Below are 23,950 nucleotides of genomic sequence, written 5' to 3' on the forward strand. Positions count from 1 at the left end.
AGGTTAGACAAGGCAAAAATTGGTGAGAAAGCGCAGTTTACGGGGTGTAAATGAGCATTTTGATCCGATTTTTAACGCCGTATTACCGAGCGCAGGCACTTTTCAGACAAGCCCTAAGGAATCGAGCAGAAATAAACGTTGCCTTTTAACATCCTGTTCGCAATCCAAGAACAAGAAAATGCCGGGCCACCCAAAGGTGGCCCGGCTCTCTCTTATGGCAACTCTGGTCATGATGACCCAGGCCTACTCCACGTCGAGCTGCCCGTAATTACGCAGCATCGTCAGGAAGGCCTCCGACGACTGACCGCCCATGCTGACACCGCTCAGGGTGATCTTCTGATCGGCGTTGCTGTGCTGATCATCGAGCCCGCCATCGCTCTTGATGTAGAGCACGGTGCCACCGTCTTCCTCTTGGGCGAAGACAAAACTATCCAACGCCGACTGGTCAGGGTCAGTGCTCGAGGAGTCAAAGTCGTTGAGCAGATCCCCCAGGGACAGCTTGTCGGCATTCGGATCCATGCTCTGTGTCTGGTCTTTGACGTGGAAATCGCTGACCACGTCGAGGGCCGGGTCGGTGGCACTGCCGGCGTCTCCCAGATTCCATTTGAAGGTGTCGGCCCCCAGTCCACCCAGCAGGAAGTCGTCACCGGCGCCGCCGATCAAGATGTCATCGTTGGCGCTGGCAAACAATTGATCGTCGCCCTGGCCGCCTTCCAGAAGGTCCTGGCCGCCATCGGCACGGGTCTTATCGATCAACTTGTCGTAGTTGGCCTTGATGAAGTCGAGCGTCTCTTTCTGGGTCGGCTCCGCACCGTTCTGGCGGGTCAGATGATCGACCAGACCGTCGTAGCCACTACCGGCCTCACCACCGACGCCTGCGGGTTCGATCTGATCGCCGAACAGGATGTCGTCCCCAGCGCCCCCGATCAGATGGTCGTTGCCCACCTCCTGCGGCACATCGGAAGACGAGCCACCATCGAGTGCGGTCTCGAACTCCTCGGCGGAATTGACGATAAGATCTTGACCGGCTGGCACCAGTTCGTCGTCAGTGTAGCGATAGAGACTGCGTGAAACGCCTCCCACCGCTAATACGAAGTCGGACGAACCGGTACCGGTACCGGTATCGGTACCGTTATCCACATCGAAAGCGAGCCGGTACGTCCCCCCTTTCAGACTATTGGCCATGATCTGGGTAGTGGTGGTGGTACCTACCGCATTCTCGAAATTGTTTGACACGACTTCCCAGGTGCCATCATCGTTCAGCTTTTCCACTCGCCAGACAAAGTGGTCCCGAACAATTCCGTTGGAACTTTCTCTGTCACTTGTCTGGTAAGTAAAGGAAAGACTGTAGAAGTCGTTGGCGTTAACCGGCTCAGACATTGTGATGCTGTCGCTGACCACCGTGGTAGCTCCATCATTGGTGCCGCTGTCAGCGATACGTAGATACGTCCTGCTGCCATTTCTCACGACGCTGACCGACCCGCTGCCACCTGTCTGGTGCCAGTTCTCCAGTTGTCCCAGGCTGCCCGTGTCACCGGCATCGAAGGTTGCTGGATAATCGACCGATTGCGTCTCACCTGACGCATAGGGTAACGGCACCATTGTCAAGCCACCGTCAGCGGTGTTATCAACCACCTTGAGTATCTCGCGATTGACATCGTTGCCGATACCAATGGCTTCCACTTGACTAATCTGGGCAAGTGTCTCGTACGCCTTGACAGCCTGCGAGACGTCCAGCGCAGTGGAATCGTTGGGCGAAGCGGTCACACCAGTGCCCGCAGTGGTGTTATGAAGTGTCGGGCTACCGTCACTCAGGAAGTAAGCCACATTGTTGTAGCCATTGGAGCTGGTTTCCGTCATCCAGTCGCTGGCGACGTTAAAGGCTTCTTGGTAGTTGGTGCCATCTTTCGCCTCTAAAGAATCCAGAAAGTCCTTGGCATCCTGGACATTGTCCTGTGACAAGTTCAAGAACGGTTCCGACTTCGCAGCCTGGGCAAAACCGACAAGTTGTACATTAATGATGCCCTCAAACGTCGCGAGCTCATCAAGCTTGGCCTTGAGCGCCTCTACCGCGACCTCAAGCCGCGTCTTGCCGGTATCGCCAAGCTTAAACGCCATGCTGCCCGACGTATCCAGGATAAAGGACAAGTTATAGTTCTGCGCCGGCTCCACCACGGTGTACTTGCCGCCGGTGTCGCCGATCAGGACGTCATTGCCACCACCACCCTGGACGGTATCGTCGCTGTTGGTTCCAACCACCAGGGCGTCGTTGTCGGTGGCGGTCACGGTAATGGTCAGGCTGGCGTCACTGGCATCGCCGTCCCCATCGGTCAGCGTATAGGTAAAGCTCTCATCGACGGTCTGGCCCTTGTCGAGCGCCGCGACCTCGGCATTGTCACTATCAAGCGCGTAGCTATAGCCGCCCTGGGCGTCGAGGGTCAGGGTGCCGTACTGCCCCTTGATCACCAGCTTGCCGTCGGCATTCAACGAGGACACCGTGGTAGAACCCTGGCTGACGGCGGTGACGCTGGCCCCATCAGCACCGGGGGCGTCGGCCTGATCACCACTGGACGCCCCCGGACCACCGATCACGTTGCCGGAGACCGGCGCCATGTTCTCGATGATGGCGTTGGTGTCGCTCGTCGCCACCGGGGCATCGTCATCGATGACCACTGACAGGGCACCATCGGCCTGGCTGCCATCGGCGTCGACGATGGTATAGGTGGCATCGAACAGCAGATCGTTTTCGTCGTTGCCGGCTGCATGAGCGAGCGCCTGGTGCAGCGTCACCTGATAGGCTCCACTGCTCTGATCGATCAAGGCGATGGTGACCACGTCTTCGCTGCCGCCACCGCCATCGCTCGCCGTGCCGGTCAGGGTGTGGCCATCGCTGCTCAACTGGAAACTTACCGCTCGACCATCTGCGGTCTTCAGATCGCCCGGCAGGCTCGCGACGTTCCAGGTAAAGGCCCCGCTCGCCGCAGCGCCATCGTTGCCAAAGCTGTAGCCCAGTGTTCCGCTCGTGACCGTGTCCTCACCCGCCACATCGCCGCTGCCGCCAGCGTTGCCACCGGCCAGGCCATCCTCGTCGAGGGTGGCCGTCGGGTTCAGGGTGCTCGGATCGCCATCGCTTTCCGGCGTTGACGGGATCGCTGCCTCCCTGTTTTCCAGCGTCAAGGTACCGCTGGCGGCATCCCCGTCGTTGTCGGTCGCACTCAGGGCGATGTCGATGCTGCCGGCCTCGGTCAAGGCCGAGTTCGACGTGCGCGTCAGATAGAAGGCACTGGCATTACTGACGCCATACAAGTTGATGGCCTCGAACGGCTCATCGGTGTTTAGATGCACGTATCCGCCACTGGGGACGCCACTGATCCTCAGACTACCGTCAGCCAGCACCGTCACGTTGCCACCCGACGGTAATCTCACATCGTCTGGCGAAAGCGCAAGCACCCTGCCTTGCTGCTCGAAGGGTATCCCTGAACCGCCCCCATCACCGTCATAGACGATAGCCTGCAAGATATGGGTAGAGGTTGCCTGACTGGAAGGACCGCCGGCCGCGCCGGGGTTGATACCGTAGCTGAAGCGAACGACCTCTTGATGCTCCCCCCAGGATAGGCCTTGGCCGCCATAGGTGGCTGAATCGACAAAATCGAAGCGCATCACCTCGTTGGCACCGGTCTTCTGCGTTCCCGCATCATTGCCGTTGAACCCGCCAACAAAGAGCCGATCCGCACTACTGGCACTGTTGAAATTCGCACCAATCGCACTGTTGGCATTGGTGTTATAGCCGGTAAACAACACGACCGGGGCTTCGTCATCAGCGGAGTTGGTAAAGGTACGAGCGCTATTTCCTCCCCCGAAGGTCTTGGCATCCCGTTGAACGAAACCAGATTGTACCTGGCCAGCGTTGATACGCTCGAAGCTGGTCACATCGTACTGTGAGCCGTCTCCTGCCAGGCCCACCTCAAAGGCCACTGTGTCGCCAGCGACCGCTTGAAGGGTCAAGCCGTCGGCACTCAACTTCCAGAGTAGCGGCCGAGTCACCAGGAAAAGCGCGTTACCATCTTGATCAAACACTCGCTGTCCATCGAGCGAGGCGTCGAAGCCGATATCGCGAAGACCGTCTGCGCCGGCCTCTTCGAAGTTGATATGGCCGCTGGAGCCCGTCACCAGGAGCCCGGTGTCTGCCACAAAATCAGAGGGAGTATCATCGATGATGGCGACATCCAGTTCGCCAGACGCCGTATTGCCCCGGACATCAACCACCTCAACAGCGAAGGTATCCGCGAATTCCGTATCCGTGGCCCCGCTCTGACTGTCGTTGTCGACCTTACGCTCCAGCAGATACTCGTAGCTGAGCGTACCTCCGCTCGCATCACCGCTGTATCCCGTCAAGGTCAGAGTGCCGTACGGGGTATCCAGGGCGACGGGATCGCCGGACAAGGCTTGCAGGTCGGCAAGCGTCAGGCTCCGACCTCCGATGCTCAGCGTCTCGAGTCCATCCGGCGTATCGACATCGAAGCTGCCGGCGCGTGTCAGTTCGCTGCTATTGCGCTGACTACCATCGGCCAGGTTGGCCTCGCTGACGACCAGTTCGGAAGCGAAAGGGTCGAGTCCGGCCAACTGAGCTCTGCCCGGCAGCGTAAGCTCCAGAGTCCCCTCGGCGGTGTCACCATCCCCGTCGGTTCCCTGCAGCGCCAGGGACAATGCGTCGTCAGCATCGAAGGTCCCGTTCAGCCAGGTGTACTCGAAATCCCCCAGGGTAAAACCGACTCGCGTATTGGTATTCGTGGCGCGGATTTCGATCGCCTCGAACGCACTCTCGGTCTCGAGGACGAGTCGAGCGCCATCGGGAACCCCAGACACCGAAAGAGTTCCATCAGAATTCTCCACGATCGTCACGGACGCGGTAATGTCGTTTCCTGAGCCATCCAGAAAACTGAGCTCATCAACATCCAGGGCAAGCGCATCGCCGCTGACCTCGTGCGGATGACCGCTGGTGTTGTCACCGTCAGGGGCCAAGGCAATGGCGGTTACCTTGAACGATGCGGGTGTTGTCCGCCCATCCAGGTTGGCGAGGTCGACTACCTGTTCAAAACGAGTAACGCCCCGGTGTTGCTCCCAATTGGGCTCCTCGTCGGAAAAGCTCAGATTATCGACGAAGTCGAAACGTGCCACTTCGTTGTACGTGGTCCTGTCGTCACCGCCTGGTGCCAATTGGGTGCCGCCATCCGTTCTCAACCAGGACTCGCCCGGAAAATTGAAAGACCAGGCGGACACCACCACATCGGGGCCGCCATCGCTACCGTCAAACGCCACAAACCGATGGCCTTGAGTAGAGGTATTGTGCCCTTCATAAAAGACTTCTGTTCTGCCATCACTGATAGCCTGGCCTGAGTCCGCCAGCGTCATGATGGCATCATCAAGGACATTCACCTCGTAGCTGGAGCCATCCGCCGCCAGAGCTATTTCGAAGGCCACGTCGCCACCGGCCGTCGTCGCCTCAAGCGTCTTTCCTCCATCGTTCAGCCGGTAGGTGAGACGTTCGCCATTTGAGGTCACCAGGGTCGCGCCGTTCAGGCTCAGCACAGCGCTGCCATCCAACGCCGAGGAAAACTGCACGGCGCCGATACCGTCGGCTCCCGCTGCATCTGCGAAGTTGATATCGCCAACGGTGCCTGAAGACAACACGCCATCGACGGTATCGAAGGCCACCGGCGTATCGTCATCGATCACTACCGTCAACTTGCCTATCGCCTTGCTACCATCGCCATCGGTGATGGTATAGCCGACGTCAAATGACACATCATTCTCGTCTTCGCGCTCGGCGTGCTCGAGCGCCTGATGCAGCGTCACCTGGTAATCGCCGGCGGCCTCATCTGTCAGCTTTATGGTGATGACTGACTCGGCGCCGCTGGCGCCGGCTACGCTGCCGGCCACGGTATGTCCACCGTCGACAAGTGAGAACGCGACCTTGCGCCCGTCTGCTGTATAGAGCTCGGGCAGATCCGTCAGATTCCATTGGAAAGCCTTGGTGCTAGCCGCACCATCGTCGCCAAAGCGGTAACCCAGATCTCCAGTGGCGACAGTGAACTGTCCGTCCAGATCGCCAGTACCGCCCTTGTTGCCACCGGACAAACCATCCTCATCGACGATCGCAACGGGGCTCTGGGTGGTCGGATCGGTGTCGGTCGACGGTGTGGTTGGCGTGGCGTCGGGCTCCACCGTCACGGTCAGGGTCGAGGACGCGGTGTCACCGTCGCCGTCGGTGAGAGTGTAGTCGATGACCGCCTTGCCTTCGAAGCCCGCCGCCGGGGTAAAGGTGACGTTACCGTCGCTGGTGAAGGTTACGCGACCGACGCTATCGCCGCCCTGCACCCTGGCCTCGGTCAGGATCGCGCCATCGGCGCCCGGGGTGTCGCTGGTGCCGTCATCATTCTTCAGCACGTTGTAGGATTTCGACGTACCTTTATCGGTGCTGGTGGTGTCGGCTACCGCACTCGGGCCATCGTCACCGATGGCGATGCTCAGGGTGCCATCAGCGGAGGTATCGCCATCGCTGTCCACTACCCGCACACCGAAGGTCTCGGGCACGCTGTCATCCAGACCCGTTTTGCCCTTGTCGTCCTGACTCGCACTGCTTGTCAGGGTATACGACCAGCTGCCGTCGGTGTTCACCGTCAGGGTGCCGTACTCGCCGCTGACCGTGGTGCCATCGGCGGTGATCGGGACCCAGTCGCCGTCCTTGTCCTTTGCCTCGTAGCGCACCAGGTCATCGTTGCCGGTGCTGCTCTTGAACTGGCCGTCGGTGGTCTCGCTGTTGCTGGCGGCGTTACTGCCCGGGGACTGACCTGCACCGCCATCCAGTCCTGCTTCCTGCACGCTGTAGGCGCCATCGGCGGTCGTCGGATCGCCGTCCGGGCCGCTCGGGTCGATGGTCGGTGTGGAGTCGGCCGCCACCGTCACGGTCAGGGTCGAGGACGCGGTATCACCGTCGCCGTCGGTGAGGGTGTAGTCGATCACCGCCTTTCCTTCGAAGCCCGCCGCCGGGGTAAAGGTGACGCTGCCATCGCTGGTGAAGCTCACGCTGCCCTGGCTCGGATTGCGCAGAGTGGCGGTGGTCAGGGTGGCACCATCGGCACCCTGGGTGTCGCTGGTGCCGTCATCATTATTCAGCACGTTGTAGCTGACCGCCGTGTCCTCGGCGGTGCTGGTGGTGTCGGCCACCGCACTCGGGCCATCGTCACCGATGGCGATGCTCAGGGTGCCATCAGCGGAGGTATCGCCATCGCTGTCCACCACCCGCACACCGAAGGTCTCGGCCAGGCTGTCGTCCAGACCCGTTTTGTCCTTGTCGTCCTGACTCGCGCTGCTTGTCAGGGTGTACGACCAGCTGCCGTCGGTGTTCACCGTCAGGGTGCCGTAGTCACCGGTGACCGTGGTGCCATCGGCGGTGATCGGGACCCAGTCGCCGTCCTTGTCCTTCACCTCGTAGCGCACCAGGTCATCGTTGCCGGTGCTGCTCTTGAACTGGCCGTCGGTGGTCTCGCTGTTGCTGGCGGCGTTACTGCCCGGGGACTGACCTGCACCGCCATCCAGCCCCGCTTCCTGCACGCTAAAGGCGCCATCGACGGTCGTCGGATCGCCGTCCGGGCCGCTCGGGTCGATGGTCGGTGTGGAGTCGGCCGCCACCGTCACGGTCAGGGTCGAAGACGCGGTATCACCGTCACCATCGGTGAGGATGTAGTCGATCACCGCCTTGCCTTCGAAGCCCGCCGCCGGGGTAAAGGTGACGCTGCCATCGCTGGTAAAGCTCACGCTGCCCTGGCTCGGATTGCGCAGAGCGGCGGTGGTCAGGGTGGCACCATCGGCACCCTGGGTGTCGCTGGTGTCATCACTGTTGTTGAGCACGTTGTAGCTGACCGCCGTGTCCTCGGCGGTGCTGGTGGTGTCAGCCACCGCACTCGGGGCATCGTCACCGATGGCGATGCTCAGGGTGCCATCAGCGGAGGTATCGCCATCGCTGTCCACCACCCGCACACCGAAGGTCTCGGCCAGGCTATCGTCCAGACCCGTTTTGTCCTTGTCGTCCTGACTCGCGCTGCGTGTCAGGGTGTACGACCAGCTGCCGTCGGTGTTCACCGTCAGGGTGCCGTACTCGCCGCTGACCGTGGTGTCATCGGCATTGATCGGAACCCAGTCGCCGTCCTTGTCCTTCACCTCGTAGCGCGCCAGGTCATCGTGGCCGGTGCTGCTCTTGAACTGGCCGCTGGTGGTCTCGCTATTGCTGGCGGCGTTACTGCCCGGGGACTGATCTGCACCGCGATCCAGCCCCGCTTCCTGCACGCTATAGGCGCCATCGGCGGTCGTCGGATCGCCGTCCGGGCCGCTCGGGTCGATGGTCGGTGTGGAGTCGGCCGCCACCGTCACGGTCAGGGTCGAGGACGCGGTATCACCGTCGCCATCGGTGAGGGTGTAGTCGATCACCGCCTTACCTTCGAAGCCCGCCGCCGGGGTAAAGGTGACGCTGCCATCGCTGGTAAAGCTCACGCTGCCCTGGCTCGGATTGCGCAGAGTGGCGGTGGTCAGGGAGGCACCATCGGCACCCTGGGTGTCGCTGGTGCCGTCGTCATTATTCAGCACGTTGTAGCTGACCGGGGTGTCTTCGCCGGTGCTGGTGGTGTCGGCCACGGCCTCGGGCTCGGTATCGAGGATGTTGATGTCCAGACTGTCGGAACGGCTTTCACCGGCAGTGTCGGTGACCACTACCTCGAAGCGATCGACAACACTGTCATCGCCGGCGCTATGATCCGCGCCTTGCGAGTTCTCGGTATAGCGATAATCAACGGCACCGTTGTCAAAGCCGATGATTTCGAGCTTGCCCTGCTCGGTTTCTATCACCACCGGATTGTCGGCGGTAGCCTTTGTAATATCCGACCCGGCGATGGTCGCAGTGCCGATTCCTGCGCTGGCTGTCAGCAGCATCTCGCCTGAGACCGTCTCGCCACTGCCCTCCACTACGCTGTTGTCGCCGGCCGTGACGTCACCATCGCTGTCCTGGATCACCACATTGGGATCACCATCCGTGCTGCCGTCGATCAGCACGGTCAAGGTCGCAGTACTGATATCGCCATCGGCGTCCTTGACGGTGTAGCTGAAGGTCTCCATCAGATGCTCGCCATCATCAAGGGCCTGCACCGCCGCATTCACCGTATTGACGGAGTAGCTCCAGGTGCCGTCACCGTGATCGGTGAAGGTGCCATATCTTGCTGAAGTGTCGTCGAAACCTACGAAACTCAGTCCATCGGACCTGGCGAGGTCGTTATCCAGCAGGTCACCGGAAATCGGCGCACTGCTATCTTCGCCGACCCGGGCAGCGTCATCTTCAGCCAACGGCACGGTATCGAGGATATTGATGTCGAGGCTGTCGCTGGCTTGCGCCCCCCGGTTGTCGGTCACCACCACCTCGAAGCGGTCAAATACGCTGTCGTCTCCGGCAGAGTGGTCGGCTGGCTGGCCGTCTTCGGTATAGACGTAGTCGATCGTCCCGGTATCAGGATCGAAGCCCGTGATCGCAAGGGTACCGTGCTGTCCATCGATCAGGACCGGAGATGCGGCCGAAGCGCCCGATACATCGACGCCCGAGACAGCAACACGCGCCACACCGGCAGGAGCCGTCACTGTCACGCTGCCGGTGACAGATTGGCCACTTCCTTCAACGACGCTGTTGTCTCCGGCCGAAACGGAGCCCTCTCCCGCTTCGATCGGCGGTAGATCGGGCTCACCTTCCGCCAGGAAAACCTCTTCGTCGTCGGCGACGGGAGTCCCACCGCCCTCTACCGGCTCCAGCGACTCCACTGCTCCCGCCCCACCAAAGGAGTAGCTCTGGGGATCAACAGACTCGGAGATGCGCAACAGGCGCAAGAAATCGAAGCCCTCTTCCGCGCCACCGCCACTTTCCCCCAGGCCAGGTGCCTCTATCGCCTCGAGCAGATCGGGTACCTCCGACTCGAGCAGACGCAACAGCTCCGTTACTTGCTGCTGGTCCAGAATCTCGACCGAGGAAGCGTCGCCCTGCCCCATATCCTCGGGCAACGAAACCTGCTGCGCATCGACCAGCGTGACACCGGGCCTGCCGTCCGCAAACTGCAGCGTCACGAGGGCGCCGTCCGCCGTGATGACGATATCGCCGACGTCCAGACGATCCCCTTCTTCCAGAGCGATGACGTCGCCATTCGGCCGTTTGACCCAGGCGTTTCCTTGCAATGAGCTGACAGTAGCGATGGTAACAGGCACGGGGACCTCGAATTTTTCGTAACGGAGCGTAAGACAATGGCTAGTAAACTGGTACGAATAATACTACTTACGTTACACGTCGTTACACACTGTACCAATGGCCAATAGTCGCTACGATCAAGTAATGCACCTTCCGAGATACTGCTTTCCTCCTAGTCACCATAGAAAGTCATGCTTTTTGCTGCCACTTTTGTACGTTTTATCGTCTGTTTCATGCTGATTTCGGAACAGCGTGGTGCGAAATTGGCCCTTGCCAGGAGCGCTGGCGACGAGAACACGCAGACTGGGGACGCCTGGAGCTGACAGCGCGAGGCGCCTGGGAGAAACAAACAGAAACGCCCGACTGGCCAAGCCAGTCGGGCGTCGTCTTGTCGGTGAGACGTCAGTGAATGGGTAGCTAGCGCATCAAGCGTCGGTGGTCTGCGATACCCGACGATCAAGCAGGCTTCGCCAGCGCATCAACACCGGCGCATCGCTCAGGCTGACCTGGGACAGCAGGCGGCGAAACTCGCTTCGAACCGCATCGTCGTCGGGATCGACACACGTCAGCCAGACTTCCAGGGCCCCGAGCAATTGATGAAGGTTGCCGTCCCGCTCCGCCTGGGTACGCGCCTGCTCGGCGAGGGTCCGTACCGCTTCGGCGTCGCGACCCAGGCGGTGGCGTACCAGCGCCAACTGGGTGGCAAGCTCCGGGACAAACAGCGTCGTGCGCTCTCGGGCCATCAGCAGACACTGATCCAGATAGTCTTCGGCCTGCTCCAGCTCCCCCATGGCAAGACAGGCGTCCACGTACCACAGGTTCGGACGCTGACTCGGGTCCCGGCCGGTCACTTCCGCCAGTTCCTCGTGGGCCGCCTGAAGCTGCTGCAGGCCTTCACGACTCCCCGCCAACGCCTGCTGCCATCCCAGTACCGCACGGGAGGCGACCTGCCATAGGTGCAGATCGGAGCTGCCGGTGAGCTCATACGCTCGCTGGGCCCGATTGGCCGCCTCGTGGACATGCCCAAGCTGGCGGTACAACGCAGAGGCGTACATCAGCGCCATCGCCAGACTGCCGGGATGATGGATCTCTTCCGCCAGGCGGATGGCCGATTCCACATGGCGTTCCGCCCGCTGGTAGTCGCCACGCAGACACAGCGCCCATCCCTGGAAGCAGGCAGCCGCCACCTGCGGGTGGTCAGAGAACGGCAACCACTCGATCATCATCGGCTTGTTCAGCGGATCCAGCTCTTCCAGATGGTCATAGGCCTGGCGAATTCTGCCAGCCCAGTACTCACAGCTTGCCCCGGCGTAGTCGGCCAGGCGCTGGTAGCGCGGGTCCTCAAGGCGCAAGGCGAGATCGTTCAGCCGCGAGGCCAGCAGAAAGGCGTCGGCGTGGGCGTTGCGCTGACTGCAGCCAACCCATAGTCCCCACTTGACCAGGAACGCCTGCTCGAGATCGTCCTCATCCTCGAGGTCGGTGGTGCACTCAGCCAGCAGCTCACGTGCCTTGACGAAGCTCTCGTGGGCGGTAGGCGAACCATGCCCCTCCAGAGCGAAAGCGGCCTGACCACGCACCGTCAGCAGGCTGATTTCACGCTCAGCCTGAGGCTCGACCTGGCGCAGACTGGCGAGGCCGGCGTCGGCCATCTTCAGCGCCGTGCGATTGGCACTGACCTTGAGCGCCTCCCGGGCGGCAAGCTCGAAGTAGCGCGCGCCTCGAGCGTAGTGACCGCTGCGCCGCAGGTGCATGGCGAAGTCACCGGGATGACGACTGATCCACACCGGGAAACGTTCTTCGATCAACTGAACCACGCGGCGATGCATGTCGACCCGCACGTCACGCGGACAGGAAAGATAGGCTGCCTCATGCAGCAGCTGGTGGGTGAACTGAAATTCTCGCGCCCCCACATCACCATCGGACGGCTCGATGATCTCGAGTCGACGCATTTCTTCCAGCGCCCGGCTCAGCCGTTCCGGCTCCCAACCACTGCACTCGGCCAGAAAGTCGAAGCGGAAGTGGCGCCCCAGCACCGCCGCGATGTGCGCCACTTCGCGATCGCCATCCAGTTGATCGATGCGACTGGTCAACAGGCCAAGCAGGCCGTGGGGCAGTTCGTCGAGCTGGACGCTACGCCCTTCCCGCCGGTCCATGTCGAGACGACGACAGATCTCCTGCAGGTAGAGCGGGACGCCATCGCAGCGCTCGATGATCTGGCCTCGCAGGCGCGGCGACAGATGCAGCCGATAGCGCCGAGCCAGCTGGGTCAACAGCCGCGATGACTGCATGGCATCGAGCCTGCCAAGCGCAATCTGCTGATCCCAGTGCAGTCGGGTGGGCAAGGATTCACGACCATGATGGCTGGCGATCAACAACAGCGGACAGTTGATCGGCAGCCGCGCCTGGAGGCCGGCCAGCACCTTGAACGATGGCTCGTCGACCCACTGCAGGTCGTCGATCATCAGTACCAGCGGACGTTCCTGTGACAGCTCATGAATCAGCCCATGCAGAAGCGCCACCACCGCTTCCACCGCCTCGCTGCTCTGCGCCAGCAGCGAGACTTCGTGAGGTTCGCGAATACCCATGGCCTCTTCAAGCCAACGAATATCGTCGTCATCCAGCTCGCTTAGCCCCAGGCGCTCGACCAACGCCGCCAGGCCCTCGCTGTCGATCTCGCCCCCCAGGTGCCAGCGCACCAGGTGGCGCGCCACACCATAGGATTCCTGCACCGACATGCGGGTGTTGGGCTGCCAGCAGATGGTGGCATCGCGACTCTGCTCAAGGTGACGAAACCCCACCAGCAGAGCCGACTTGCCAAGCCCGGAAGGCCCCTTCACCAGCACGCTCTGACGCAGACCGATACCGGCCCGCGCCAGGGCGTCGCGCAGCATGCGCAGCGCGTTTTCGCGCCCCACCAGGCTTGGCGGCGTCGCGTCACGGCCGCCCTCATTGGTGCCCAGCACCAGGGCACGCAGGCGGACTCGGCCGTCGCTTGCCACCAACCGGGAAAACAACCTCGGTTGCAGGTCCAGCGCCGGCGGCATGTGCTGGCTGGCCTCCTGAGAAATGACGAGTTCGCTGCCCTCGGCGGCGCTCATCAGGTCGAGTGCCCGCTGGGTCACCTGACCCAGCGGATCCACCAGGTGGCGCGACGGCAGATAGACCACCTGGCCGCTGTTCAGGCCCGCCGCCAGGGTCATGCGGGGCAGGCTCCCTTCACCGGTCCAGTGTCGCTGCGACTCTTCCGCCAACAGACGTCGACAGTGTTCGTACAGGGCCACCAGTTCGGCCAGCTGATGCGCCGGCCCATGGGTACCGAAACACGCAAGCCCCAGCCCGCCCGTGGCACCGGGCAACCAGAAGCCACCCAGATGGTGGCACTGCTTCTCGAGCCAGCGCATCAGTTCGATCTGTAATGCCAGACAGGCCCGCGTCTCGGCCCGGCTGCCCATGTCGCCGTCCAGTGTCAGGCGAATCGCCATGACCGACAGCTGCCGGTGCTCGACCTCCTCTTCGCCGAGCGGCGGACTGTCCATCGCCAGGGTCCGCGAGAAGGCGCCCTTGGGCGACAAGGACGGGTTTTCGGGCTGCCCGTCGGACCAGTAGCAAGCCAACTGCAGGAAACTGGGGTCTGGCTGTTGCCCGGACAGCGCCAGCAACTGCAGGAAGGCGTTGTACTGCTCATGCGCCGCCGCCATCTGGCCTTGTTCGGCCAGTTGGCGCACCAGCTTTTCATGAAAGGGAGCGTAGCCGGAAAATCGGCTGACCAGCTCCTGCAACAGCGCATCGGGGATGCTGCCTTCCTGGTCGAGCACGTCTTCAGCGAAGCGAATGACTCGCTGGCGCCACTCGTTGCGCACCTGAATCAGCCAACGCTGGAAGTCGGGACAGGCCGGCAGCTGCAGCTCCTCCACCAGGTCGCCTCGATACAACCCCAGCAATTCTTCCAGGGTGTCGATGTCACGACTACCCTCCAGTAGCCGCTGCAGGTCATGAACATCGAACCCCCATTGCACCGGCAGTTGAAAGGCGATGGTCTGGCGCGACACCGTCAACACCTTGTCGGCCTCATCCCCCAGCGACTGGCGCAGACAGTGAAGGGCATGTCTCAGGTTGGTGCGACCGGAGGACAACCCCTGGTCGGGCCACAGCAGTTCGGCCAGGGTCGCGCGGTTGACCGGCTGCTGATGCAGCAGCAGGTAGACCAGCAGCGCCTTGACCTTGTCGTAGCTGAATTGAACGAGGACATCGTCTCCCAGGTTGAGGGAAAAGTGCCCAAAGAGTGCCAGGTGGTCCTGGTCCGTTATCTGGGAAGCATCGTGTTGGGCGTCCCGCATGATGGTGTCCCTGCGTGGCGGTGCTATCGGCCTCAGGCCGGCACACCGCTGTGAAATCGAAAGGCGACGTCCGGGGTCGTCACAAGTTGCTCTTCGCGGGCCTTGAAGACCGCAATGCGCGCTTCTATCGGCGCGTCTGAAAGCTGGCTCGCCAGTGTGATGTAGTCCTCGAAGTGGCGTCCTTCCGACTTAACCAGACCTCGGTAGAACTTGGCAAGTTCGTCGTCGAGATGTGGAATAAGTCGCGCAAAGCGTTCACAACTGCGCGCCTCGATCAAGGCACCGACGATCAGCACATCCACCAGACGCTCCGGCTCATCGCGCCTGACCAGTTCCCTCAGTCCTTCAGCATAGCGCGATGCGCTGAGATGGCGGTACTCAATCCCCCTGGCGCGCATGATTTTCACGACCTGCTCGAAGTGCAGAAGTTCTTCACGGGCCAATTGCGACATCTTGGTCAGCAGGTCGACGTGATCCACGTAGCGATACATCAGACTCATGGCCGTGGACGCCGCTTTCTTCTCGCACTGGGCGTGATCGATCAACAACAGGGTTTCATTGTCCAGCGCCCACTCGACCCATGCATTCGGCGTCGCACACGGCAGGAAATCGAGAAGCTCCTCAGGCAGCGAGGTGTCGTGGTCGGGGCTGATGGTGACATTCATGAAAGCGGTTTCCATTGCTGGGCCCCATCGGGCCCGGACTCGAGATGAAGTGTCCGACGTTGTTCGGCGGCCTGCTGAAGGGCCTGGCTGATGGCGGCGTACAACTGCTGAGGCTGGCCAGGAACGCCTGGGCGCAGCACGATACCGTAGGCTGCCAGGTCGCCGATACGATCACGCCCCACCCGCAGCAGCTCTATCACCCGTGACGCCGCCGGCTGGGACGAACGAAAACGCACGCGATGACGTCGCATCTGGCGCTCCAGCAGGTCTTCGTCGATCACCTCGACGAAATTCGCGGCCACCTCGATACGCAGGGCGTCCAGTTCCCCGATCCGCCTCTCGCGCTCATCGCCATCCAGCGAGAACCAGCGCAGAATTTCCTGATCATGGCGCTGACAGCCGCGGCAGACGTTATCGCCCACCGTGGTCGAACACAGCCCGACGCAGGGCGACACCACAACTTGGGTCATCGTCGGACACCTCATCGTGCTAAAAATTGAATCGGCACATGGTAACGCCTGCCTCGAGCGGACACACCCCTACCCCAGTCGAATAGGCACGAACCGGCCTCGGCGACCAAAGTTCAAAGCCCGTCATGACGGGCTCTCTTAACATTGTCGACAGTTTATTCTAGAATCCCGGCCACCGTTGACAACGTGTCCCTCACGTTCGAGCGAGACGCGTTCGAGCGTGACCACCACAAACCAATGAGGGCCCCCACGTGCTTGAAGCCTATCGCCAACATGTCGAAGAGCGTGCCCAGGAAGGCATTCCCCCCAAGCCGCTGAACGCCGAACAGGTCGCCGAACTGGTCGAACTGCTCAAGGCGCCGCCCGCCGGAGAAGAAGAGACTGTCCTCGATCTGCTGACCAACCGCGTTCCGCCCGGGGTGGACGAGGCCGCCTACGTCAAGGCCGGTTTCCTGACCGCCCTGGCCAAGGGCGAAGCCGAATCTCCGCTCATCGACAAGGTGCATGCCGTCAAGCTGCTGGGCACCATGCAGGGTGGTTACAACATCGCGACCCTGGTCGAACTGCTCGATGATGCCGAGCTTGCCAAGGAAGCCGGCGAGCAGCTCAAGCACACTCTGCTGATGTTCGACGCCTTCCACGACGTCGCCGACCGCGCCAAGGCCGGCAACGAGGTGGCCAAGGACGTGATGCAGTCCTGGGCCGACGCCGAATGGTTCCTGTCCAAGCCGGCACTGGCCGACAAGATCACCCTGACCGTGTTCAAGGTACCCGGCGAGACCAACACCGACGACCTGTCCCCGGCCCCCGACGCCTGGTCACGTCCGGATATTCCGCTGCATGCCAACGCCATGCTCAAGAACGAGCGTGACGGCATCGAGCCCGAAGTTCCCGGCACCAAGGGCCCCATGGCGCAGATCGAAGCGGTCAAGGCCAAGGGCTTCCCGGTGGCCTACGTCGGCGATGTGGTGGGTACCGGTTCCTCGCGCAAGTCCGCCACCAACTCGGTGCTGTGGTTCTTCGGCGACGACATCCCCAACGTGCCCAACAAGCGCGCCGGTGGCTTCTGCTTCGGCGGCAAGATCGCCCCGATCTTCTTCAACACCATGGAAGACGCCGGCGCCCTGCCGGTCGAGATGGATGTGTCGAAGATGGAAATGGGCGACGTCATCGACGTCTACCCCTACGAAGGCAAGGTCTGCCGTCACGACACCGACGAAGTGATCTCCACCTTCGAGCTGAAGACCCAGGTCATCCTCGACGAGGTCCGCGCAGGCGGCCGTATCCCTCTGATCATCGGTCGCGGTCTGACCGACAACGCGCGCAAGGCGCTGGGTCTGGAGCAATCCGACGTCTTCCGTCTGCCCGAGCAGCCCAAGGACACCGGCAAGGGCTTCACCCTGGCCCAGAAGATGGTCGGCAAGGCCTGCGGCCTGGAAGGCGTGCGTCCCGGCATGTACTGCGAGCCGAAGATGACCACCGTCGGCTCTCAGGACACCACCGGTCCGATGACCCGTGACGAGCTCAAGGATCTGGCCTGCCTGGGCTTCCAGGCGGATCTTGTCATGCAGTCGTTCTGCCACACCAGTGCCTACCCGAAGCCGGTGGACGTGGAAACCCACCACACCCTGCCGGACTTCATCATGAACCGTGGCGGCGTATCGCTGCGCCCGGGCGACGGCATCATCCACTCCTGGCTGAACCGCATGCTGCTGCCGGACACCGTCGGCACCGGCGGTGACTCCCACACGCGTTTCCCGATGGGCATCTCCTTCCCGGCGGGCTCTGGTCTGGTGGCCTTCGCCGCCGCCACCGGTGTCATGCCGCTGGACATGCCAGAGTCCATCCTGGTGCGCTTCAAGGGCAAGCGTCAGCCTGGTGTCACCCTGCGTGACCTGGTCCATGCCATTCCCTACTACGCCATCCAGAAGGGGCTTCTGACCGTCGAGAAGTCCGGCAAGAAGAACGCGTTCTCTGGTCGCGTGCTGGAGATCGAGGGCCTCGAGGATCTTACCGTCGAGCAGGCCTTCGAGCTGTCCGATGCCAGTGCCGAGCGCTCCGCGGCGGGCTGCACCATCACCCTGTCCGAAGACTCTGTCTCCGAGTACCTGAAGTCGAACATCACCCTGCTCAAGTGGATGATCGCCAATGGCTACGGTGACAAGCGCACCATCGAGCGTCGCATCCTGGCCATGGAAGAGTGGCTGGCCGACCCGAGCCTGATGCGCGCCGACGCCGACGCCGAGTATGCCGAGGTCATCGAGATCGACCTGGAGCAGCTCAAGGAGCCGGTACTGTGTGCCCCCAACGACCCGGACGACGCCCGTCTGCTGTCCGAGGTGGCAGGTCAGAGCATCGACGAGGTGTTCATCGGTTCGTGCATGACCAACATCGGCCACTTCCGTGCCGCCGGCAAGCTGCTCGAAAAGCAGCCCGCCGGCAGTCTGAAGACCAAGCTGTGGCTCGCCCCGCCGACCAAGATGGACCAGCACCAGCTGACCGAGGAAGGCTACTACGGCATCTACGGCCGCGCCGGCGCGCGCATGGAAATGCCGGGTTGCTCGCTGTGCATGGGTAACCAGGCCCGCGTCGCCGCCAAGAGCACGGTGGTATCCACCTCCACCCGCAACTTCCCCAACCGTCTGGGTGATGGCGCCGACGTCTTCCTGGCCTCCGCCGAACTGGCCGCCGTGGCCGCCGTGGAAGGTCGCCTGCCGAGCGTCGATGAGTACCGTCGCTACATGGGCGAGTTCGACGCCATGGCCGGCGAGATCTATCGCTACATGAACTTCCACGAAATCGAGGAGTACCAGAAGGCCGCCTCGAACGTGATTCCGGTGGCTCAGGAAGCCTGAATCATCTGACGGTCAACGACTCGAGCCTGTCGCCAGACCGACTAGAGCCTTGAATCACAAGGAAGCGCCCCGGGGAGCGAGTTGCGTTCAACTCCCCGGGGCGCTTTTTCATGCCTTGCCAGCAAAGGCCGTGTCACTGGGTGGGCGGCTGACCGCCCACCCCACCTTCCCTCGCCTGCTTTACTTGCCTGCTTTCCTCGCCTGCGTTACTCAACTCTCAACTGACCATCGTCGAGCAGGTTCTGCAGGAAGGCGTCACCGTCTGCGCCCATCTGCACGCCCTGAAGCACAACGACCTGATCGGCGTTGGCACCTCCAGCCGCCAGGTTGCCTTCGCTGCTGATGGACAACAGGGTATCGTCCCCGTCCTGACTGGCCTGAAGGTAGTCCGCCAGATTGTCCTCGTCGGCGCCCTGAAGAAGATCGGCAAGATCGAGCCGGTCGGCCTCGGCCTCAACGCCATACTCACCGACGGTGAAGTCGGCCACGGTGTCCTGCGCCGGTGACGTTGTGCTGCCCGCATCAGCGAACTCCCAGGCGAAGACATCGGCCCCGGCACCGCCGACCAACAGATCATCATCGGCACCGCCGATCAGCAGGTCGTCGCCGCCGCCACCGATCAGGATGTCATCACCGGCACCGCCGGACAGGCTGTCTTTGCCACCGTCAGACCGATCCGCGATAGCCAGGGTCTCGACGTTGTCCCTGACGTAGTCGATGATCTGCTGATCCGTCGGCTCCGCCCCACCATTCACGCCCCACCTCAGGAACTCGACAAGGCCGAGATAACCCAAGCCATCGTGTTCTCCCGCCTGGAAACTCTCGCCACTGTCGCCATCCACCCAGGACAGTCCATCGCTGTTGACGGTATCGCCGAACAGGACATCGTCTCCCTCGTTGCCTGCCAGGACATCATCGCCCAGCGCGGCCAACTCGGCCTGGCTGCCTCCGCCAAACAGGGCCGCTTCCAGTTCTTCGGCGGTATTGACCACCTCCACCTGCCCGGTCTCGAGAATGTCTCCATCGTCGAGCAGGCGCTGCTCCAGTCGGATCTGATCGATATCGAGACTGTCGTTGGTGCGGTTGCCGCTGTCGACCAGGAACCGGAGACGATACTCCCCCGTCTCGAGAAAGCCGGTATCGACCGTCGTCCAGTTCGGGGCGTAGGTCAGTGAACTGCTGGCGTACTCCTGCCATTGGCCACCTTCCCGCACCTCGACCACATAACCCATCGAATCGTTCGACTGACTGAACACACTGGTGCTGTAGCGAAACAGCAGCGAGGTGTACAGCTGGTCATCGGGATCGTCATCGACGAAGAAAGAGGTACTGACCACTTCCGCCGCCTGGTCGTCATTGGCGTTGTCCCTGATCCGCAACTTGCCCCCGAACTGGGCCGCCACCGTGTTGGCGCCGGAGACCTTGGTCCAGGTCTCCACCCTCAGCGCGTCCGTCGAACCGCGCGTGAAATTGGCAAGCCTGACACCATCGACCACGGTGCCCTGGTAAGACAGCGCCCCGGTTCCCGACACATCCGTATTGTCGAAAAACTCGAGAACATCTTCCCTGGTCGCGTCACCGATGCCCACCGCTCGCACGCTACTTAGCGCGGCCAGCTCGGTATAGGCGTCGGCGGCCTCCTTGATGGCGGTGGCGTCGATCGCTGTGGCGCTCACCGTGCGTCCAGCATCATCCGTGTAGTGTGTGGGCCCACCATCGGTCAGGATGAAGCTCAGGTCCTCGAAGTCAGCGAATTGGGGATCGGCGTCCTGCGCCGCCAGCCACCCAGATGCAGTGCGAATGCCGGCTTCCAGATTGGTGCCGCCCTCCGCCCTGAAACCGTCGATGAAGCTCACCACATTGGCGATATCGTCAGCGCTGTTGATGTCGATGACGATATGATCGACGGCATTGGTGCCAAAATCGACGATCTGCAGGTTGATCTGGCCGTCATGGGCCACCAGGTCGGTCAACAGGTTCTTGAGCGCCGCCTGAACCAGCTCGAGTCGACTCAGGCCTGGCGTCCCCGACGGCACCACCATGCTGCCGGTGGTATCGACAATCAGCGAAATGTTGTAGTTGGTGGCCGGCGTCAGCACCGCCTCCAGGCCACCTCGATCACCGATCAGCACGTCGCCACCGGCCCCTGTCGCTTCGTTATCGTCGTCGTTGTCCCCCACCACCAGTTCGTCCGCAGGACCTTCGACGCTGACCGTCGCTTCGGCCTCGGCGCTATCCCCATCGTTGTCGGTCAGGGTGTAATCGATCACCGCCTGCCCGCCAAAGGTCGGGTTGGGGACGAAGGTCAGCGATCCGTCGGTGTTCACGCTTACCGTACCGACGCTGTCTCCTCCACGCACCGCAGCCGCCGTCACGCTTGCCCCATCGGCACCCGCTTGATCATTGTCGAGCACCTCGATGACCACCGGCGCGCCGCCGCTCGCGCTTGCCGCGTCGTCCGCCGCCAGCGGCGAATCGTCGTCGACCACGACATTCAAGCTGCCCTGGGCTTCGTCGCCGTCACTATCGCTGACGACGTAGTTCAGGGTCAGATCAATGTCATCCTCGGAGCCAGGGTCGCTGTGGTCCAGCGGACCGGCCAGGGTGACCTGATAGGCACCCGTGAGCAGATTGGTCAGTACCGCCGTCAAGACGACACTGCCGCCTGCGCTGCCCACCAGCTGGCGACCATCGCCGCTGACCGAGAACATGACCGGCATGCCCCCGGAGGTCAGCCCACTCGGACTCGGGGCCAACCAGCGGAAGTCGCCGGCGCCATCCGTGCCGGCATCGTAGCCAAGTACTCCGGCCACCTGAGTCGCTTCACCCGCGACATCGTCGATACCCCCCGCGATACCTCCCGCCAGGCCATCCTCATCGACCACTGCCACGGGCACGTCATCACCACTCGGCGTCGTCGGGGTACCGTCGGCGTCCACGATGATTGTCCACTCGGCAAAGCGAGGGTCGCCATCGCCGTCGGTCAGGGTGTAACGCACGGTGGCCACACCACTCTGGCCGGGGTCGGGGGTAAAGGTCAGGGTGCCGTCCTGGTTGAGCACTACCGAGCCGGTAACCTCGCTGTCTCCCACCACATTGGCGGCTGTCACGCGGCCACCATCGGCGCCGACGGCATCATTGGCCAGCACGTCCAGGGTCACCGCAGCACCATTGTCGGATACCGAGCTGTCATCCTCGGTCTCTGCGGTGTCGTCATCGATGAGCAGCTCGAGCTGCCCCTGAGCGGTGTCACCGTCGGCGTCGGTGACCGTGTAGGACAGACCAAAGAAGATATTGTCCTCGCTGAACGGCCGCAGATGATCGATGGGTCGATGCAGAACGGCGCGAGCCACGTCCGAGCCGTCTTCCAGACTCACCGTGATGACACTCTCGCCTGCCTCGTTGCGGCCGATCAGGCCGCGCCCCCCATCGACCACCTCAAAGCTCACCTCGCTACCCTGGGAGGTGAGGCCATCGAGATCACTGCGAGGATTGTCGTCGGTAGGGCTCTGGGGGCCTGCGGTCAGCGCGATGTCCGCACTCCAGGCGAAGCCGCCTCCCGCCGCCGGTCCATCGGCACCAAAGTCAATCTGGAGGTCCCTCACGGCGCTGATCGGCTCACCGACCACGTCGCCATTGCCGCCGGCATTACCCCCTGGCAATCCATCCTCATCGAGCACGATGCGATGCACATCACTGGTCACCGGCTTGCCATCGGTGTCCTCGACCTTGACGGTCCAGTGGCCGACCATCGGGTCTCCGTCGCAGTCCAGCACCTTGTACTTGATGCGGGCGGTGCCGCTGAAATCATCAGCGGGGGTGAAGGTCAGCGTCTGGTCGTCATTGATCACCACCTGCCCCTGGCCCGATACCACTTCGGCACTGACCAGGTGCCCCAGATCTGCGCCCGGGCTGTCATTGGCCAGCACATCCGCGTTCACCGACTCGCCGGACCCGGCGCTGGAATAGTCGTCGACGACCACTGGGGTGTCGTCGTCGACGGTGACCGCCAGATAGCCCTTGGCCTCGCTGCCATCGGCATCCTTCACCACGTAGCCGAAAGACAGATCGATGTCGTCCTCGGTGCCGGTGGCGAAGTGATCCAGCGGGCGCAGCAGGGACACCGTTACCAGATCCGAGTCATCTGCGCGCACCACCGTGAACACGGCTTCGCCGCTCACCTCGTCACGGCCGGTCAGGCTGAGGCCGTCGGCCGACACCTCGTAGACGACGGCGCTGCCCTGGCTCTGCAGATTGGTCGGCAGGCCGTCCGTGGTCCAGTAGAAGGCCCCGCTGGCGGCAGGTCCATCGGCACCAAAGTCATAGCCAAGCCGCGCGCTGGCGCTGGTGGCCTCACCGGCCACGTCCTCAGGGCCTCCGGGGTTGCCCCCAGCCAGGCCGTCCTCGTCGACCACCACCGAGGGAGACCGGGTGTAGGGGTCATCATCGCTCGTTGGCGTCGTGGGGACATTGGCGTCGGTAATCTCTACGGTGACCTTCGCCCGTCCGCGGTCCCCATCGTTATCGATGGGCCTGAGGGTGAACTCGAGCTCCGGATGGGTGGTCTGGTCGAGCCCGTCCCTGGCCTCGAACTCCCAGCTACCGTCGGAGTTCACGATCAAGGTGCCCACCGACAACTCGATGGGTGTGTCCAGACGGTAGAAGCCGATCTCCTCCGACACGTAGACGCGCATTTCACGCAGACCATCGGCGCCAGCATTGACCGACCAGGTACCGCGCGCCACCTCCCCTTCGGCCACCGAGCTCGGTGCCGTGGCGGTGGCATCGGGCACGTCATCCTTGACGAAAATCCGCAGATTGTCGGTCTGCACCCCTTGGCTTCCGCCGTTCACTTCCACCTTGAACGGATCATTGATGCCCTCGTCGCCGCGCCCCTGGGAACGGTGATCGTCAGAGTTGTCGGTCAACTGGTAGTCCCAGCGATAGTTGCCCTGGGCGTCCACCGCCACCGTCAGGGTGCCAAAGTCACCGCTGAGGCTGCCGCCACCGGTCAGGTCGACACCGTTGACGACAAAGCCCTCGATCTGTCCTCCGGGCGGCCGCTCATAGACGCCCCCTACCGAGGTCGCAACGGATCCCGCCCGGGTGCCGTCATCCAGCCCCGCCTCATCCACCCTGAAATCACTGCTCTGGTTCGCCATGACGCCATCCCCTGTGTCGATGCCAAGAAGGAAAGACGCCGGGTCCGCGGCGTGCACGATCAACGCACGACTGGAGCTTGGCCGAGTGACGCCTTTCACCTGGCCAAAGATATGCGGACGGCTGGCATTGCGACGGCCGAACTTGGTCATCGCCGATGGCTTATGCGGAAATCGGCAATGACCTC

At 62.4% G+C, this 23,950-nt stretch carries 6 protein-coding genes; 1 reads left to right on the forward strand and 5 read right to left on the reverse strand.

The features are described from left to right. Nucleotides 1-243 precede the first annotated feature (243 nt). From NFH97_RS20465 to NFH97_RS20480, 4 genes are all read right to left on the reverse strand, one after another. Nucleotides 244-10,296 carry a retention module-containing protein gene (locus NFH97_RS20465; protein ID WP_349625469.1) on the reverse strand — a complete coding sequence of 3,351 codons (10,053 nt, stop codon included), beginning with the start codon at nucleotides 10,294-10,296 and terminating at the stop codon, nucleotides 244-246. 405 nt (nucleotides 10,297-10,701) lie between these two features. Continuing rightward, complete coding sequence (locus NFH97_RS20470; protein ID WP_287164477.1) at nucleotides 10,702-14,613, reverse strand: ATP-binding protein; 3,912 nt, start codon at nucleotides 14,611-14,613, stop codon at nucleotides 10,702-10,704. Between the two features lie 32 nt (nucleotides 14,614-14,645). Beyond that, nucleotides 14,646-15,278 carry a MiaE family protein gene (locus tag NFH97_RS20475; protein WP_045994931.1) on the reverse strand — a complete coding sequence of 211 codons (633 nt, stop codon included), beginning with the start codon at nucleotides 15,276-15,278 and terminating at the stop codon, nucleotides 14,646-14,648. Next, nucleotides 15,275-15,748: a DUF1289 domain-containing protein gene (locus NFH97_RS20480; protein WP_349625470.1), complete on the reverse strand. Its 474-nt coding sequence runs from the start codon at nucleotides 15,746-15,748 to the stop codon at nucleotides 15,275-15,277. Before NFH97_RS20480 ends, NFH97_RS20475 begins: the two co-directional genes overlap by 4 nt. A gap of 251 nt (nucleotides 15,749-15,999) precedes the next feature. Between NFH97_RS20480 and acnB the strand changes: the two genes are divergently transcribed. Further along, a complete protein-coding gene (acnB, locus tag NFH97_RS20485) occupies nucleotides 16,000-18,603 on the forward strand; it encodes a bifunctional aconitate hydratase 2/2-methylisocitrate dehydratase (protein WP_108133813.1) in 2,604 nt (867 codons plus the stop codon). A gap of 206 nt (nucleotides 18,604-18,809) precedes the next feature. Here the strand turns inward: acnB and NFH97_RS20490 are convergent, their stop codons facing one another. Further along, nucleotides 18,810-23,765, reverse strand: coding sequence for an Ig-like domain-containing protein (locus tag NFH97_RS20490; protein WP_349625471.1), 4,956 nt, complete (start codon nucleotides 23,763-23,765; stop codon nucleotides 18,810-18,812). Between the last annotated feature and the right edge of the window lie 185 nt (nucleotides 23,766-23,950).

The organism is Halomonas sp. SCS19 (assembly GCF_040147015.1).
In the GTDB taxonomy this organism is placed as follows: Bacteria; Pseudomonadota; Gammaproteobacteria; order Pseudomonadales; family Halomonadaceae; genus Halomonas; species Halomonas litopenaei.

Excerpts from the sequence above, each read along its gene's own strand:
- NFH97_RS20470 (WP_287164477.1), bottom strand. The coding sequence starts at position 14,613 with ATGCGGGACGCCCAACACGATGCTTCCCAGATAACGGACCAGGACCAC.
- NFH97_RS20475 (WP_045994931.1), bottom strand. The coding sequence starts at position 15,278 with ATGAATGTCACCATCAGCCCCGACCACGACACCTCGCTGCCTGAGGAG.
- NFH97_RS20480 (WP_349625470.1), bottom strand. The coding sequence starts at position 15,748 with ATGACCCAAGTTGTGGTGTCGCCCTGCGTCGGGCTGTGTTCGACCACG.
- NFH97_RS20490 (WP_349625471.1), bottom strand. The coding sequence starts at position 23,765 with ATGGCGAACCAGAGCAGTGATTTCAGGGTGGATGAGGCGGGGCTGGAT.